The following is a 14,396-nucleotide window of genomic DNA, read 5'->3' on the forward strand; positions in this document are numbered from 1 at the left end:
AATATCGGATAAAAATGTCAAATATTTAGGACATCAATACTGTACCACTTCTTTTTTATCTTTGCTCATCCGATCTTCGGTTCCATCCACCATTCTCACAAACTCTTTGATCGTGTGTTTGCTCACCACCATATAACGCCCCAATGCCATCACATGATCACCCGAAGAGGCATGTTGTCGATCGATTGTAAATGCCGCCGTATATCCCGATTTTTTTGCATCGACAAGAAGCGCATCATCGTAAATACCGAACACCCATGCGAGGTATTTGATCTCATGTCCCATTTTCTCTTCGAGTTTTTTCTTCGATCCGTTTAGCTGTTTATCAACCGATTTAGCGTACTCCTCTGGAGATAGTGTTTTCTTCTCTTTTTTGAAATTCGGGTGCCAATAAGTATGAGATTCGACGTGAAAGAGTTTCGTTGTTTCCAAATCACGGAGTTGTTCCCATGTCATCGCATATTTAGCGTTCGAGATCGCACTCGGATAGATGAACAGTGTGACAGGTATTTTGTATTTTTTAACGATCGGAGCCATATCGCTGTAGACGCTTTTGTGCCCGTCATCGACGGTGATAACAACCGATTTGGCAGGAATTGTTTTCACTTTACCGTTTACATACCCCATTGCCGTATCAAGAGGGATAACGCTATAGCCGTGTATTTTAAGCCACTCCATCTGCTCCGTAAACGCAGAATTTTTGATCGTCATTGAATCAACTGCTTCGGGAGCGAAACGGTGGTAACACAATACGGGGACTTTTTTTTCTGCTACTGCACCCCACAACGAACCCATCAAAACCATAACCAGCAAAAACAATCGAAACATATTTTAAAACCCTCTGAAATAAAAATCGGCGGATTATAGCGCATATCATTAGCTTAAGCATTAATATTATTAACAAATTCCCCTTGACTTTCAACACCTAAATAAAATAGAATTCGTTTAATTAGTTGCATATTCAACTATTTAGGAGTTTATATGAATCGATGTGAATGCCCGACACAAGAATCGTTAGGGTGTCTTACCAACCTCTCCGCAATGGCGGCACGTAACTATCTCACCCGTCAGCTCTCTTTGCATGGAATCGATATGACGATTGAGCAATTCAAAGTAATGGTCGTTTTGTGGAAAGAAGGGACTTCAACACAACAAAACATCGCGGATTTCGTCGGAAAAGATAAAACCTCTATCACACGCCTGATTGCAGGATTGGAAAAACGTTCACTTATTGGACGTGCTACTGACGAAAACGATAAACGATGCAATCTTGTCACCCTCACCCCCCAGGGAATTGCCCTCGAAAAACCGACAATGGAAGTGTTGCAACAAGCTAATGAATCTTTGCAAAAACACTTTAATCCCGAAGAACTTGCTATTACTCTGCGTGTTTTAAAACAAATGTGCCTCTCTCTAAATTACACCTCAAAGGAATCCGAATGAATCGTTTAACTACTATTGCTTTATCAAGCGCCCTCATCCTCGCTATGAGCGGATGCGAACGTCCCAAAGCCAAAGGGATGGAAAAACCGCCGGAGGGTCCTGTTCCTGTGACGACAACCGAAGTCAAAACGGGTCATTTCCCGGCAGTTCTCCGAGCAACAGGTCAAACGCAAGCCTTTAATACCGTACAAGTTTTCGCCCGCGTAAACGGATACCTCCAAAAACGCTCCTACACTGAGGGTTCAGCCCTCAACAAAGGAGAAACATTATTTGTTATCGATCCATCGGATTTAAAAAATTCTCTTGAAAGTGCCAAAGCCGCGTATGAACTTGCATCCGCCAACTACACCAATGCCAAAGCTGTCTTAAACCGTATCAAACCTCTTGCCGAAGCCAATGCCGCAAGCCGACAGGAGCTCGACACCGCAACCGCCAATGAACGAAACAGTGCCGCTGCCGTTATGGCGGCAAAAGCATCACTGGAACAAGCCAAACTGAACCTCAGCTATACCGTGATCAAAGCTCCTATCAGCGGATTTGTCGATAAATCCAAAATCGATGTCGGTACCTACGTTGCGGCCGGAGCCAACGGACTGCTCACAACAATCTATCAGACTGACCCGATGTACGTCAATTTTACCTTTAGCGAAAACGAAAAACTTACCCGACAAAATGCGATTGCATCAGGTAAACTCACCGCTCCGAAAGACGGAAAATACCTCGTTGAACTCACCCTAAGCGATGGAACGACATTAGCGCGCAAAGGGGAGATCAATTTTATCGCACCGTTCGTCGATTCGACCACCGGAAATATCACCTATCGTGCGCTTATCGATAACAGCGACCATAAACTCCTCCCAGGACAGTTTGTCCAAGTCAAAGTCAAAGGGATGGAATGGAAAAATGCCCTCTACGTTCCTCAAAAAACACTGCTCACGGGCGAAAAAGGGAAATTCGTCTACGCCATCGAAGCTAACAATACCGTTACCCCTAAACCCGTCGTAGTAGGAGAATGGGTCGGTGAAAATATCCTGATCGAGAGCGGTGTCAATGCCGGTGATAAAATTGCCGCAGACGCCCTGCCTAAACTCAAACCAGGAGCGGAAGTCATTCCGAATTCAAAATAATGTTTAGTAAATACTTTATTAACCGCCCTATTTTATCAACTGTTATCGCGATGATTATTATGCTGCTCGGATTTGTAGCGATTAAAACGCTCCCGATCTCGCAGTTGCCGAATCTCACCCCGCCTACCGTTGTCGTCAGCGCACAGTATCCGGGTGCCGATGCACAAACCATCGCGAACAATATCCTCACCCCTCTCGAATCTCAGATCTCGGGAGCGGATGGCCTCATGTATATGTCGTCCAAAGCGGCAGCCCTACCGGGAAGTGCAACGATTACGTGTACATTCAACATCGGGGTCAATCAAGATTTAGCAGCAGTTGATGTTCAAAACCGAATCAACTCCGTTATCGCGCAACTTCCTCAAACAACCCGTGATTTGGGTGTCACCGTCCAGAAAAAAACCTCCGATATTTTGCTAATCGTGGCCATTACCTCTCCCGATGGAAGCTACGATGCGACAGGGATCAGTAACTACATCTCCGCCAATCTCCTCGACGAAATCAAAAAAATCCCCGGTGCGGGGAGAAGCCAAATTTTCGGTCAACGCGACTATGCGATGCGTGTCTGGCTGAATCCTGACCGTATGGCATCACTGGGTGTCAGCACCTCTGAAATCGCTGCGGCGATCAGAGATCAGAATCTCCAAGTCTCACCGGGACGTTTAGGACAAGCACCGACGACTGATGAGCAAATGTGGACGATGCAACTCACTTCAAAAGGGCGTTTCTCGACTCCCGAAGAGTTCCAAAACATCATTATCCGTTCCAAAAATGATGGTTCTATGATCCGTTTACGTGATGTTGCACGGGTTGAACTCGGCAGCCAAAACTACGAATTTTTCGGACGGGTCAACGGTAAACCGGCGGCCATGATCGGTATTTTTGCCGATACCAATGCCAACGCCCTCGATACTTCCGCCGCCGTTGCCGCTAAAATGGAAAAACTCGCTAAAAAATTCCCGAAAGGGATTGAGTATAACATCCCCTATGACACCACCGATTTCGTCAAAATTTCAATCGAAGAGGTTGCTTTTACCCTCCTCGCATCCATAATATTGGTTAGTTTGGTTATTTACCTCTTTTTACAAAGTTTCCGTGCCGCTATGATCCCGATTCTCTCGATCCCGATCTCGCTCACGGGTGCTTTTATCGGTATGTATCTGTTAGGCTATTCGATCAACACCCTCACCCTCTTCGGATTGGTTCTCGCCATAGGGATTGTTGTCGATGATGCCATTGTCGTTATTGAAAATATGGAGCGGATTCTACAAAGTGAAAAACTTTCCCCACGAGAAGCGGCTACAAAAGCTATGGCTCAAATTTCCGGTCCCGTTATCGCCATCGTGCTGGTCATGTGTGCCGTCTTTATCCCTGCTACCTTTTTAGGGGGTATGACGGGACAGCTGTACAAGCAATTTGCAGCAACTATTGCAATTTCAGTCGTATTCTCAGGATTTATGGCACTCACTTTTGCACCGGCTATCGGTGCTCTGATTTTAAAACATCATGAGAAAGAACCGGCTCGCTTTTTCCGCTGGTTTAACCGTAAATTTGCGAATATGACTGAAAACTATGTTCGCCGATCCGGTTTTATGATTCGTAAATCGTTGATCTTTTTGGTGATTTATCTCTCCACCTATTTCTTTATCGGATTTTTTCACAAAACACTCCCAAGCGCTTTTTTACCGATGGAAGATCAGGGGTACTTTATCACCAGCGTCAACCTTCCCGAAGGTGCCACTGCTAACCGTACTTTGGAGGTCGTTAAACAAGTGGAAGCTATTCTTGGCAAACAAGAAGGGGTCTACAAATACACCGCAATTACCGGTTTGAATATCCTCACGTTCTCCCAAGAACCGAATTCCGCCGTTATTTTTACCCGACTCAAATCATGGGATGAGCGAACCACAAAAGAGCTCAAAGTATTCGGTATTCTGGACTCTTTAGGACCGAAACTGGGCAGTATCAAAGAAGCAAAAGTATTTGCAATGCCTCCGCCGCCGATTCGTGGTATGGGGCCATCGGATATGTTTAGCCTACGCTTATTGCAACCGGGTGATAACGATTTTAATAAGCTTGCCAATACGACCAATGCGTTCGTTTCTGATTTGCGTCAAGATCCGAGCATCAAGAACCCGATGACAACAATGAACATTACTACCCCGACACTATCCATTGAAGTGGATCGTGAAAAAGCCAAAATGATGGGACTTGCCATCAGCGATATTTTTCAAACACTCCAAGCAACCATCGGAACAATGTACATCAATCAATTCGATAAAAACGGTAAAACCTATTGGGTACAGATGCAAGCCGATTCACCCTATCGTGCCAAGCCCGAGGATATCGGACGTGCATGGGTTCGATCATCAAGCGGTCAACTCGTCCCTCTCTCTTCCGTTGTTACGGCCAAAATGTCCAGTGCACCCTCTTCGATCGAGCACTTTAACGGTGTCCTCTGTACCACAGTCATGGGCTCCCCTTCTCCCGGATACAGTTCAGGCGACTTGATCAAAATTTTAGAAGCAAAAGGGGACAGCATACTGCCCTCCTCTGTAAGTTACGACTGGGAGGGGTTATATCTCCAAGAGAAACTCGTCGGTTCCAAAGCACTCATGATTATGGCTTTTGCCTTGGTGATGGTCTATTTGATTCTCTCAGCATTGTATGAACGCTGGACATTGCCGATCTCTATTATGCTCGCCGTACCCTATGGTATTATGGGGGCGTACACCGTTGTATGGCTGATTCCGTTCTTGAATAACAATGTTTTCTTCCAGATTGGGTTGCTCACCCTCATCGCCCTCTCGGCAAAAAATGCGATTCTGGTCGTCGAATTTGCCGAAGAACAGCGCCAAATGGGTAAAACTATTTACGATTCAGCCATGGAAGCGGCTCGTCTTCGTTACCGTCCGATGATGATGACTTCTTTTGCCTTTTTAGCCGGGATGCTGCCGCTGATCTTCAGTTCAGGTGCCGGAGCGGCAGGGCGTTTCTCGATTGGAGTAGCCATGTTCGGCGGTATGCTGGCGGCAACGTTTATCGAACGGTACTTTATTCCGTTCCTCTATTATTGGGTTGCAACAGCACAAGAAAAATTTTCACCTGCCAAAGGAGCCGATCATGAATAACACATCATTAAGTCTTAGCATTCTGACTGCCTTTCTACTGGGAGGATGCGCCATCGGGCCCGATTACGTTCGTCCCAATGTGGCTATACCGGAAAACTTTTTAGAGCAGGATAAAAATAAGACGGTTCAACAAAGTATAAATATCCAATGGTGGAAAAGCTTTCAAGACGAATCACTTAACCATGCCATCGAAGAGGCCCTTCGTACAAACTACGACCTGCAATCTTCCCAGGCTTCCGTTGATGCACTTCTGGGTAAATTCGATCAGGCAAAATCGTATCTCTACCCTCAAATCAATGCTTCCGCTTCATTGGACCGAAAAGCAGTTGATAATGCCTCTAACGGAGGTTATCAGCTACGTGAGGGGATTACATCAACGTATGCCGGATCGTTATCACTCGCAAGTTACGAAATTGATCTGTTTGGAAAAGTGCGTCGTGCGAATGAGTCTGCTCGTGCAGCACTCCTCTCCAGTGAATATTCATCCCAGACACTCCAACTCTCCGTAGTATCCAATGTGGCGGCATCTTATATCAAACTCTCGTCCTTACAAGGGCAGATTGATTTAGCGAAAGAGAACCTCATGCTCACCGATGAAATTGTTAAACTCAATGAGCTCAAATACAAACACGGTGTTATTGCCGAGCCGGTTTTGTTACAATCGTTATCCGAGCATGAGAGTGCCAAAGCGACACTCTCACAGCTTGAAGCTTCTAAAATTACCGAAGAGTCCTCTTATAATCTCCTTTTAGGACGAAATCCGACCTCCGTTAGCACTTCTGTGTTAGGCACCATTACCATTCCTGAAATACCTGCAAACTTGAGTGCAAATCTTTTAAATAAACGCCCAGACATTGCAGCGGCAGAACAAAATTTGATTGCAGCAAATGCACGAATCGGTGTTGCGCGAGCCGCTTACTTTCCGAGTATAAAGCTAACAGGGATGTTAGGAGTACAAAGTTTGGAACTGAGCAGTTTTGTCTCCAACCCGGCACGAATATGGGAAATCGCTCCAGCCATCAGCATCCCTATTTTCTCTGCAGGACGGATTGAAGGTGAGATTAAAAGTGCGGAAGCCGATCGGAATCAAAGCCTAGCTGCGTATAAAAAAAGTATTATCAGTGCGTTTAATGACACCGATAATGCCCTAGGACAAACCGCCAAAGCAAAAGAGCAAATCACCTATCAAACTGCACGATCCAATGCAATTCAAAAAGCTCTCATGCAAAGTAAACTGCGCTATCAAGTCGGCACAATTACCTACAGCGATATGCTTCTTGTACAACAACAATGGCTCCAAGCGTCTCAACAGCTGCTGATTACAAAACAAAATCTTCTGATTGCCACTATTTCACTTTACAAAGCATTAGGAGGGGGATGGAGTGAAGATCAAACTCCTCCATTGCCAAACCTTCTCCCAGCAGGACGATAACCTCTATAACACTGCTATTACACACTGCAAATAGCAGTGTTATTCTTCCTCTTTAAATGCCTTGTAATAGACAATCATTAGTAAACAAATCAAAAAATCAAAAAAACAATTTTATGTTATAAGCATTTTTTACTAAATTTTTGTAAATTTGATAAAATTGCAATCTCTTGGAAAGCCCTATAATAGGCGTTTTCAAAAAATATTTCAAAATAAATCGAAAAACGCTTGACAAGTATGGGGGGAGTAGTGGTATACTTCCGCCATATTTTTTTAAGGAGCCTTACCATGATGAAAATCATTTCTGCGTTGCTTTTGGCTGCAATGTTTATCGGATGCAGCGAGTCTGCAACAACTGAAGCACCTGCTGCTACTGAAGAAGCTGCACCAGTAGCTGAAGAAGCTGCTGCACCTGTTGCTGAAGAAGCTAATGTTACTGAAGAAGTTGCACCTGCTGCTGATGCTGAAGTTGCTCCTGCTGCTGAAGCTAAATAAGTTTAACTTACTTAGCACGTTTCACACCTCGGTGTGAAACACCCTTTTTATCCTTTCCTTTTTTTCAAATCCCAAAATTATCAAAACTTTGTTAAAATATCCTAAACCTATTAGGAGAATTCTTTATGAAATCATTACTCAGTGTCGTTTGTGCCCTTTATATTTTAGGATGCAGCAATGATTCCACACAAACCGAAACCACAGCACCTGTTCCTGCCATCGTTGAAGAAAACATTACGAATACAGAAGTGTCAACAGCTTCAGAAGCAGTTGTAGAAAACACTATTCCTGTTGAGAAAATCATCCCAACACCTGCACAAACAGTTATCCCGATGCCTGAGCCTACAGCCACTAAAGCACCTATTACGGCTTCTGTAGACGCTACAGCCTTGTTTGGTCAGAAATGTGCTTCATGCCATGGCGCAAAAGCGGAAAAAGCAGCATTAAACAAATCACAAATTATTGCACAGTTTAGTGAAACTCAAATAAAAGAAGCGCTCAAAGGGTATCAAGCAGGCACCTATGGAAAAGATATGAAAGCATTAATGCAAGGACAGACTAAAGCGCTTAACGATGCGCAGATTGACGCACTCGCGAAATACATCTCTAACCTTTAACGCTCACTCTTTGGTAGCGCAAATTTTTGCGTTATCAATTCCCCTTCATCATTAAAAAAGAGATAATAAAGTTTGTCTTTCTTCACACTTAGCCCAGCAAGAAAGCGTAACGCTAAATTTGCCTGTAACGATGCAATATGCATCACAATCGGTGCGGCAATACCAGCAGGTGCTTTTTGGGTAATTTTAAATACTTCGTTAAACGATGCTTCTTCAAAAAAACATACCTGACCGTTAAACGCCTCCACCGATCCATAAACCCAAGGTAATCCTTTGGATTTAGCGTACGTGTTGATGGCACCGCGAGAGGGGAGATTATCCGTCGCATCAATAATGAGATCTACCTCGATCTCTTTTTGAATAAAGTCTTCAAAACGACAAATATGGGGATAGGCTGTAACATGTGGACAACGTGCTTCGATAAGTTCTGCTACTACCTCGGCTTTGAACTTTTCCTCATCTCCCATTTTAAATGCGATCTGACGATGAATATTATGCAAACTAACCGTATCAAAGTCGACCATATGAATCTCGCCGATTCCTGATGAGCCCAGAGCGAATGCTAACGAGCTCCCTAGTCCTCCACTTCCAATAATGGCAATTCGCTTCGATTGAAGTGAACGTTGCGTCTCTTCTCCCCACAACTGCACCTGACGGTGGAAATAGTGCATCATATTCATTCTCCTGCAGATATTTGCTTTAGCTTAACATCGTTTCGCTAAATTGCTCCCTTATTCTGACTTGAGTACTAAGGTATTCATATTTTCAGCTGGTAAAAGGATAATAAATCGGGCACCGACACTGGTGTTTTCAACCCAGATTTTCCCTCCAAAACTCTCTTCAATAATATATTTCGACATATGCAGCCCTAACCCTGTCCCTTTATCAGGATCTTTAGTCGTAAAATAGATATCAAATACTTTTTCCATCACATTAGGAGCAATCCCTCCGGCATTATCTTCGATACTGACCTTCACCCCATCCTCATAAGCTTCGACACGAATCGTAATCATCCCATTCGATATTTTTTGCTCGACAATCGCATCATGAGCATTTTTGATTAAATTCATCAATACTTGAATCATCTCATTTTTAGAAATATTAACTTTTCGTGCTGAAGATATATCAATATCCGTTTTTATTTTTGCATATTTCAAAAATACATCACTAAGTCTCAACGCATCTACGACTAAATCACCAATATCCTCAGGGGCTATGGATTTGTCCGTTTTGTAAAAGTTACGAAAATCATCAATGGTTTTAGAGAGATATTGCAGATATTCATCAATCCTCGTATGACTCTGATCAAAATAAGCTTCATCGCATAAACCAAGCTTTTGTTTTACGTACATATCTTGGTTAATCAGTGCCAATGTATGAAGTGGCTGTCGCCATTGATGGGCAATTTGTTCAATCATCTCACCCATCGCAGCTAATCTGGATTGTTGGACGAACAAACGGTCTTTAATCCGTGCTTCATCCAGTGCAACTTTTACTTTGTCACTCAATGTGTCATTCAAATGATTGAGTTTTCCAATGTATTCACGCTGTAACAGATATACCCTATGGGCAAGTGCCAGTGAGAGAAAAATCATCTCTATAGCCGACCCTATCTGCTGAACATGATTGATACCGTAAAAGCTGGGGATCAGATCAAATTTATTGAAAGCAAAAATAATCGTAGCAATCAGAAAAGAGCTCCATCCGGCAACATAAAAACGAGCGGCTCGATATTCGTGACGCATGACCAATAAACCTGCAATCAGTAATACAATCGGCATAATCGATGCCAATAATGCATTAATGGGAATTACCTTTCCATAAGGGAGTACGGATGATGCAAGTGCCATAACGATGCTAATACTCATCATACCGACAATTATTTTGTCCAGACGAGGGGTATAACGTCGCGTATTGAGAAAATGGCGGCTAAAATAAAGGGCAGAAAAAGAACTCAATGCAATAAAGGCACTCGACCCGTGTTCAATTAACCACCGCGCATCTCCCCATACGTATTTAATTCCTAACCCGTCAAATGAGAGCTGCCACAAAATAAAAGAGGCCAAAAAGAGAATATAACGGAGATAATTAGGATCTCTGGTATAAATAAATAAAACAATATTGTAAAGCAAGATAATAATAAAAAAACCGTAATAGATACCCACAAAAAGATTATTCTGCTCCATCTCTGCAAAAAGATCTTCCGATGAGAGGATAGAGAGAGGAAGCTGCATCGAGCTTTGTGTTTTAATTTTCAATAATAATGTTGAATCAGCCACATTATTAAGAGGAAGTTCGGAAATAAAATGGTGTGAATCCACTTCTCTCGAATGAAAAGGTTGAGAGGTACCCATACGTTGATATTTGAGTATTTTTCCATCATTCTTAATCAAATAAAGATCAATCGACTCCAATAAAGGATAATCAATTTTTACCCACCATTTTTTGTTAAGGCTTGGATTGAAATTCTTCAGATCAATTTTAAACCAATACACCGATTGTGTAAAACCGAAATTGACACTGCGTTCTTTTGTATAAGGGATAAAAGAACTTTGTTGTACCTCTTGAAGAGAGGTATTTCCGTCACGATCTTCCAAATATTCGATAGAAGCTTCTATCGAAGGGGAAGTATTATCATGAAGTTGTAAAACTGCGGCTTGAAGTGAAAAAAAGAGGGTAAAAAAAAGGAAAAAAAGTTTTTTCACTTTATTTTCGCTTTCGTAATGCCTCTTTAAACCCCCACCCTTTTCGTGATTCTATGAGGCTTTTTCGATCCAAATCAACGATCAACAGCTCTTCAGTGTTACCAAGATCTGCTTCTATTTCTCCATCGGGAGATACAACCATCGAATCACCGTAAAACTTCCATGCATGTTTTTCATCACAATATTCTCCGACACGATTGGCACGGAGGATATAGCAGTTGTGGGTAAAAGCTCTGGTTTTAATCAGCTCACGCCATCGATTATGCGATTCAAAAGTAGAAGCGCTTGGGATTAAAACTGCGTCAACAACTTTAGAACTCACAGCATCCCACATAGGATCAAAATGGGTCTCATAACCTCCCATTACGGCAAATTTAAATCCATCCACTGCAAAAATCATCGGAGGTTTTACCGCTTCGATAGGATTATTAAAAAATTTCTCTTCATTCCAATGTGGATAATTAATCAAAAATTGCTGCGGATAATAGGTAACACTACGGGCATTAATTTTTGCAATCATTTTCGTACACTCTCTCTTTTTCACCGTTACGATAGGGGCAACAAAAGTAAGATCATATTTGAGAGCCAATACTTTGAGTGTTTCGATTTGATGAGTACTTTGTTCTGCAATCATACTGACAGGCGTTTGAATCAGCTCTTTGAAAAAAGGGTTCAGGAGATATTCCCCCATTAACATAAGCTTTACCCCTTTTTGATTCGCAATACGGGCATAACTTTCGAGTTTATTGCTCCCCATACCAATGGAAGGGAGTTGGAGTATGGCAACACGCATTATTGCTCCTGATTTTTGATAATTTGAATCTGTAACTGTGCATTTTGAAGCATTGTTTCAGCGATACGCAGCTCTTTCATCCCCTCTTCGTAAGCTTTAACACTTTCATTCATTGGCAATGCAGGATCCATTAATTTCTCTAGAATCGCTTTGGCATTGGTAATCTTGGTTTCAAAACTCTCATTCTGACTCATAGTGCCTCCCGAACATAATTCTCTATTTTATCAATTTCTACTAAAAAAGCATCATGTCCATAATCACTCGTAACTTCAAGATAATCGCTGTTCGTTTTTCCGAGTACTTTCATTGCGGTATGGATACTCTCCATCTCGGAAGGGAGAAAAAGAATATCTTTTTCAAATCCGACCAGATAGAGTTCCGCATTGATTTTCCCTAATGCTTCTTCAAGCGAATCAAATCCCCGCGACAGGTCATAGATATTGATCGCTTTAGTAATATAGAGATACGAAAGAGGATCAAACCATTTTGTAAAATTATAGCCATTGTACTCTAAATACGATTCAACCTGAAACTTGCCGAACAGCTCATATAATCCATCGGTTCGTTTGTATTCACGACCAAATTTCTTTGTCATTGACTGATGGGATAAAAAGCTGATATGTCCCGCCATGCGCCCGATTGCCATACCCGAAAGACCGTTTTCTCGGATAATTTCTGGATCATAATAGCCGTTTTTAAACTCAGGATCTTTAAGAATTGCCTCTTGGGCAACTTTATTAAATGCTATCGCCCATGCTTGCGTCGCAGACGTCGTTGCCATAGCAATAATTTTTTTGGCGAAATTCGGAAAATAGACACCAAATGCGAGGGCTTGCATCCCCCCCATCGATCCGCCGATCACGGCATGCACCTGATGGATTCCCAAACGATCAAACAAAATTCGCTGTGCTTTAACCATATCCAGAATTGTCACAACCGGAAATTTATAACGGTATGGTTCATTGTACGGGTAACGAGGTGACATAGGACCGGTTGAGCCGAAACAGCTCCCGATCACATTGGTACAGATCACGAAAAATTTGTCAGTATCGACCGCTTTTCCCTGACCTATAAGTCCATCCCACCATCCGTTCTTGTTATCCCCCTCATACGTCCCTGCCGCATGATGAGATCCCGTGAGGGCATGGCAGATGACGATTACATTATCCCGCGCTTCATTCAGTTCTCCGTACGTTTCATAGACGATATCGTACGGTTCAAGAATACGCCCACTCTCTAAATAGAGAGGGTTCGTAAAATGTTCACTGTGAATTTGCAGATTTAACATGAGACCCTTTACGCGTTTAATGCCTGAGTTAAATCATCAATCAAATCGGTCGATGCTTCGAGTCCGATACTTAGACGAATCAGCCCTGATGGGACACCGCATGCCACTAACTCTTCTTGAGATAATTGTTGATGGGTTGTCGATGCCGGATGGGTAATGATTGATTTAGAATCGCCGATATTCACAACAAGTGAAAATAGCTTTGTAGCATCCACAATTTTTTTCGCCGCTTCAAAACTCTCAACTTCAAAACTGAGCAAGCCGCTTGCCATACCGTTTTCAAAATAACGTTGTGCATTGGCATAGTTACTATTGCTTTTTAATCCCGGATAGTTCACTTTTTTAACCATCGGGTGAGATTCTAAAAACTCTGCAACCACTTGAGCATTGCGTGAGTGTTCACGCATACGGAGCGAAAGAGTTTCTATCCCTTGGATAAAGAGCCATGAATTAAACGGAGACACCACCGCACCCAAATCACGCAAAAGTGAAAGACGTGCACGAAGGGTAAAGAGAGGCAACGGTACATCAACATAAACTAACCCGTGATAACTCTCATCCGGCTCATTGAACTGCGGATAGCGCGCATTCCCTTTGATCAAATCAATCAAACCGTTACGCTCAACCATAATCCCGCCAATGGCCAATCCTTGTCCCGTCGTATATTTACTCGCACTGTGAACCACTACATCGACACCATGTTCGAACGGACGGCAAAGGACCGGAGTCGCTACCGTATTATCGACGATAGTGAGGATGCCGTGTTTTTTCGCAATCGCGGTAATTGCAGCAATATCGGCCACATCGATGCTAGGGTTGGTTAATGATTCAAAGAAAATCGCTTTGGTTTTATCATCAACCAGTGCTTCGATCTCGATTGGATTTTGCACATCGAAATAACGGGCTTGTATACCGAAACGTTTTAACGTGTACGACGCTTGGGTCAATGTTCCGCCGTAGAGCTGACGGGCACAAATAATATTATCTCCCGATTCAGCCGCATTAGCAATTGCATAAAAGATAGAGGCCATACCGCTTGCACCGGCTAAAGCTGCAGCGCCCCCTTCAAGTTGCGCAAACCGTTTTTCAAAGACATCGGTTGTCGGGTTGTTCAGACGGGTATAGATATTTCCCAACTCTTTAAGAGCAAATAAATTTGCCGCATGCTCAACATCACGAAACTCGTATGCAGTCGTTTGATAGATGGGTACTGCCATCGTACTTTGAGAGTCTTTGTTGTATCCCGCGTGAAGCGCTTCAGTTTGAAGTTGCATAATCATCCTTTACATTGTTTTGTAAATTATTGTATCGTGATTTTACATTTTTCCCAAGTAATCCTACTAATTTAGTAGGATTAAAACCGTATAA

The 14,396-nt window shown here is 42.8% G+C and carries 13 protein-coding genes; 6 read left to right on the forward strand and 7 right to left on the reverse strand.

The features are described from left to right. Positions 1 to 33 precede the first annotated feature (33 nt). On the reverse strand, positions 34 to 828 hold the full coding sequence (locus B649_RS08165) for a polysaccharide deacetylase family protein (protein WP_015654051.1): 795 nt from the start codon (positions 826 to 828) through the stop codon (positions 34 to 36). Between the two features lie 153 nt (positions 829 to 981). Here B649_RS08165 and B649_RS08170 point away from each other — a divergent pair, with 153 nt between their 5' ends. The 6 genes from B649_RS08170 (at position 982) to B649_RS12580 (ending at position 8,242) form a co-directional block, all read left to right on the forward strand. Next, positions 982 to 1,443, forward strand: coding sequence for a MarR family winged helix-turn-helix transcriptional regulator (locus B649_RS08170; protein ID WP_015654052.1), 462 nt, complete (start codon positions 982 to 984; stop codon positions 1,441 to 1,443). After that, positions 1,440 to 2,570, forward strand: a complete 1,131-nt coding sequence (locus tag B649_RS08175; RefSeq protein WP_015654053.1) for an efflux RND transporter periplasmic adaptor subunit — start codon at positions 1,440 to 1,442, stop codon at positions 2,568 to 2,570. The genes B649_RS08170 and B649_RS08175 overlap by 4 nt, the downstream gene beginning before the upstream one ends. Beyond that, positions 2,570 to 5,701, forward strand: coding sequence for a multidrug efflux RND transporter permease subunit (locus tag B649_RS08180; RefSeq protein WP_015654054.1), 3,132 nt, complete (start codon positions 2,570 to 2,572; stop codon positions 5,699 to 5,701). Before B649_RS08175 ends, B649_RS08180 begins: the two co-directional genes overlap by 1 nt. Continuing rightward, a complete protein-coding gene (locus B649_RS08185) occupies positions 5,694 to 7,133 on the forward strand; it encodes an efflux transporter outer membrane subunit (RefSeq protein ID WP_015654055.1) in 1,440 nt (479 codons plus the stop codon). Before B649_RS08180 ends, B649_RS08185 begins: the two co-directional genes overlap by 8 nt. Positions 7,134 to 7,418: 285 nt before the next feature. Then, on the forward strand, positions 7,419 to 7,625 hold the full coding sequence (locus B649_RS08190) for a hypothetical protein (protein ID WP_015654056.1): 207 nt from the start codon (positions 7,419 to 7,421) through the stop codon (positions 7,623 to 7,625). 125 nt (positions 7,626 to 7,750) lie between these two features. Continuing rightward, the gene (locus B649_RS12580) at positions 7,751 to 8,242 is read left to right on the forward strand and encodes a c-type cytochrome (RefSeq protein ID WP_015654057.1); all 492 of its coding nucleotides are present in this window, start codon (positions 7,751 to 7,753) and stop codon (positions 8,240 to 8,242) included. On the opposite strand, the gene B649_RS08200 is transcribed toward B649_RS12580, so the two are convergent. The 6 genes from B649_RS08200 to B649_RS08225 are packed head-to-tail and all read right to left on the reverse strand — an operon-like array spanning position 8,239 to position 14,302. After that, positions 8,239 to 8,916, reverse strand: coding sequence for a ThiF family adenylyltransferase (locus B649_RS08200; protein WP_015654058.1), 678 nt, complete (start codon positions 8,914 to 8,916; stop codon positions 8,239 to 8,241). The genes B649_RS12580 and B649_RS08200 overlap by 4 nt on opposite strands. 57 nt (positions 8,917 to 8,973) lie before the next feature. Continuing rightward, positions 8,974 to 10,947 (reverse strand): sensor histidine kinase, encoded by a 1,974-nt coding sequence (locus B649_RS08205; protein WP_015654059.1) that lies wholly within the window; start codon positions 10,945 to 10,947, stop codon positions 8,974 to 8,976. A 1-nt stretch (position 10,948) separates the two neighbouring features. Continuing rightward, positions 10,949 to 11,740 (reverse strand): carbon-nitrogen hydrolase family protein, encoded by a 792-nt coding sequence (locus tag B649_RS08210; RefSeq protein ID WP_015654060.1) that lies wholly within the window; start codon positions 11,738 to 11,740, stop codon positions 10,949 to 10,951. After that, positions 11,740 to 11,934, reverse strand: a complete 195-nt coding sequence (gene xseB, locus B649_RS08215) for an exodeoxyribonuclease VII small subunit (RefSeq protein WP_015654061.1) — start codon at positions 11,932 to 11,934, stop codon at positions 11,740 to 11,742. Before xseB ends, B649_RS08210 begins: the two co-directional genes overlap by 1 nt. Next, the gene (locus B649_RS08220) at positions 11,931 to 13,028 is read right to left on the reverse strand and encodes a homoserine O-acetyltransferase (RefSeq protein WP_015654062.1); all 1,098 of its coding nucleotides are present in this window, start codon (positions 13,026 to 13,028) and stop codon (positions 11,931 to 11,933) included. Before B649_RS08220 ends, xseB begins: the two co-directional genes overlap by 4 nt. A gap of 8 nt (positions 13,029 to 13,036) precedes the next feature. Beyond that, positions 13,037 to 14,302, reverse strand: a complete 1,266-nt coding sequence (locus tag B649_RS08225; protein WP_015654063.1) for an O-acetylhomoserine aminocarboxypropyltransferase/cysteine synthase family protein — start codon at positions 14,300 to 14,302, stop codon at positions 13,037 to 13,039. Positions 14,303 to 14,396: the final 94 nt, after the last annotated feature.

Origin of the sequence: Candidatus Sulfuricurvum sp. RIFRC-1, from assembly GCF_000310245.1 — a bacterium.
Lineage (GTDB): Bacteria > Campylobacterota > Campylobacteria > Campylobacterales > Sulfurimonadaceae > Sulfuricurvum.

Bases quoted from the DNA above. Each gene is read 5' to 3' on its own strand.
- B649_RS08165 (WP_015654051.1), bottom strand. From the start codon at position 828: ATGTTTCGATTGTTTTTGCTGGTTATGGTTTTGATGGGTTCGTTGTGG.
- B649_RS08170 (WP_015654052.1), top strand. From the start codon at position 982: ATGAATCGATGTGAATGCCCGACACAAGAATCGTTAGGGTGTCTTACC.
- B649_RS08175 (WP_015654053.1), top strand. From the start codon at position 1,440: ATGAATCGTTTAACTACTATTGCTTTATCAAGCGCCCTCATCCTCGCT.
- B649_RS08180 (WP_015654054.1), top strand. From the start codon at position 2,570: ATGTTTAGTAAATACTTTATTAACCGCCCTATTTTATCAACTGTTATC.
- B649_RS08185 (WP_015654055.1), top strand. From the start codon at position 5,694: ATGAATAACACATCATTAAGTCTTAGCATTCTGACTGCCTTTCTACTG.
- B649_RS08190 (WP_015654056.1), top strand. From the start codon at position 7,419: ATGATGAAAATCATTTCTGCGTTGCTTTTGGCTGCAATGTTTATCGGA.
- B649_RS12580 (WP_015654057.1), top strand. From the start codon at position 7,751: ATGAAATCATTACTCAGTGTCGTTTGTGCCCTTTATATTTTAGGATGC.
- B649_RS08200 (WP_015654058.1), bottom strand. From the start codon at position 8,916: ATGATGCACTATTTCCACCGTCAGGTGCAGTTGTGGGGAGAAGAGACG.
- B649_RS08210 (WP_015654060.1), bottom strand. From the start codon at position 11,740: ATGCGTGTTGCCATACTCCAACTCCCTTCCATTGGTATGGGGAGCAAT.
- xseB (WP_015654061.1), bottom strand. From the start codon at position 11,934: ATGAGTCAGAATGAGAGTTTTGAAACCAAGATTACCAATGCCAAAGCG.
- B649_RS08220 (WP_015654062.1), bottom strand. From the start codon at position 13,028: ATGTTAAATCTGCAAATTCACAGTGAACATTTTACGAACCCTCTCTAT.
- B649_RS08225 (WP_015654063.1), bottom strand. From the start codon at position 14,302: ATGCAACTTCAAACTGAAGCGCTTCACGCGGGATACAACAAAGACTCT.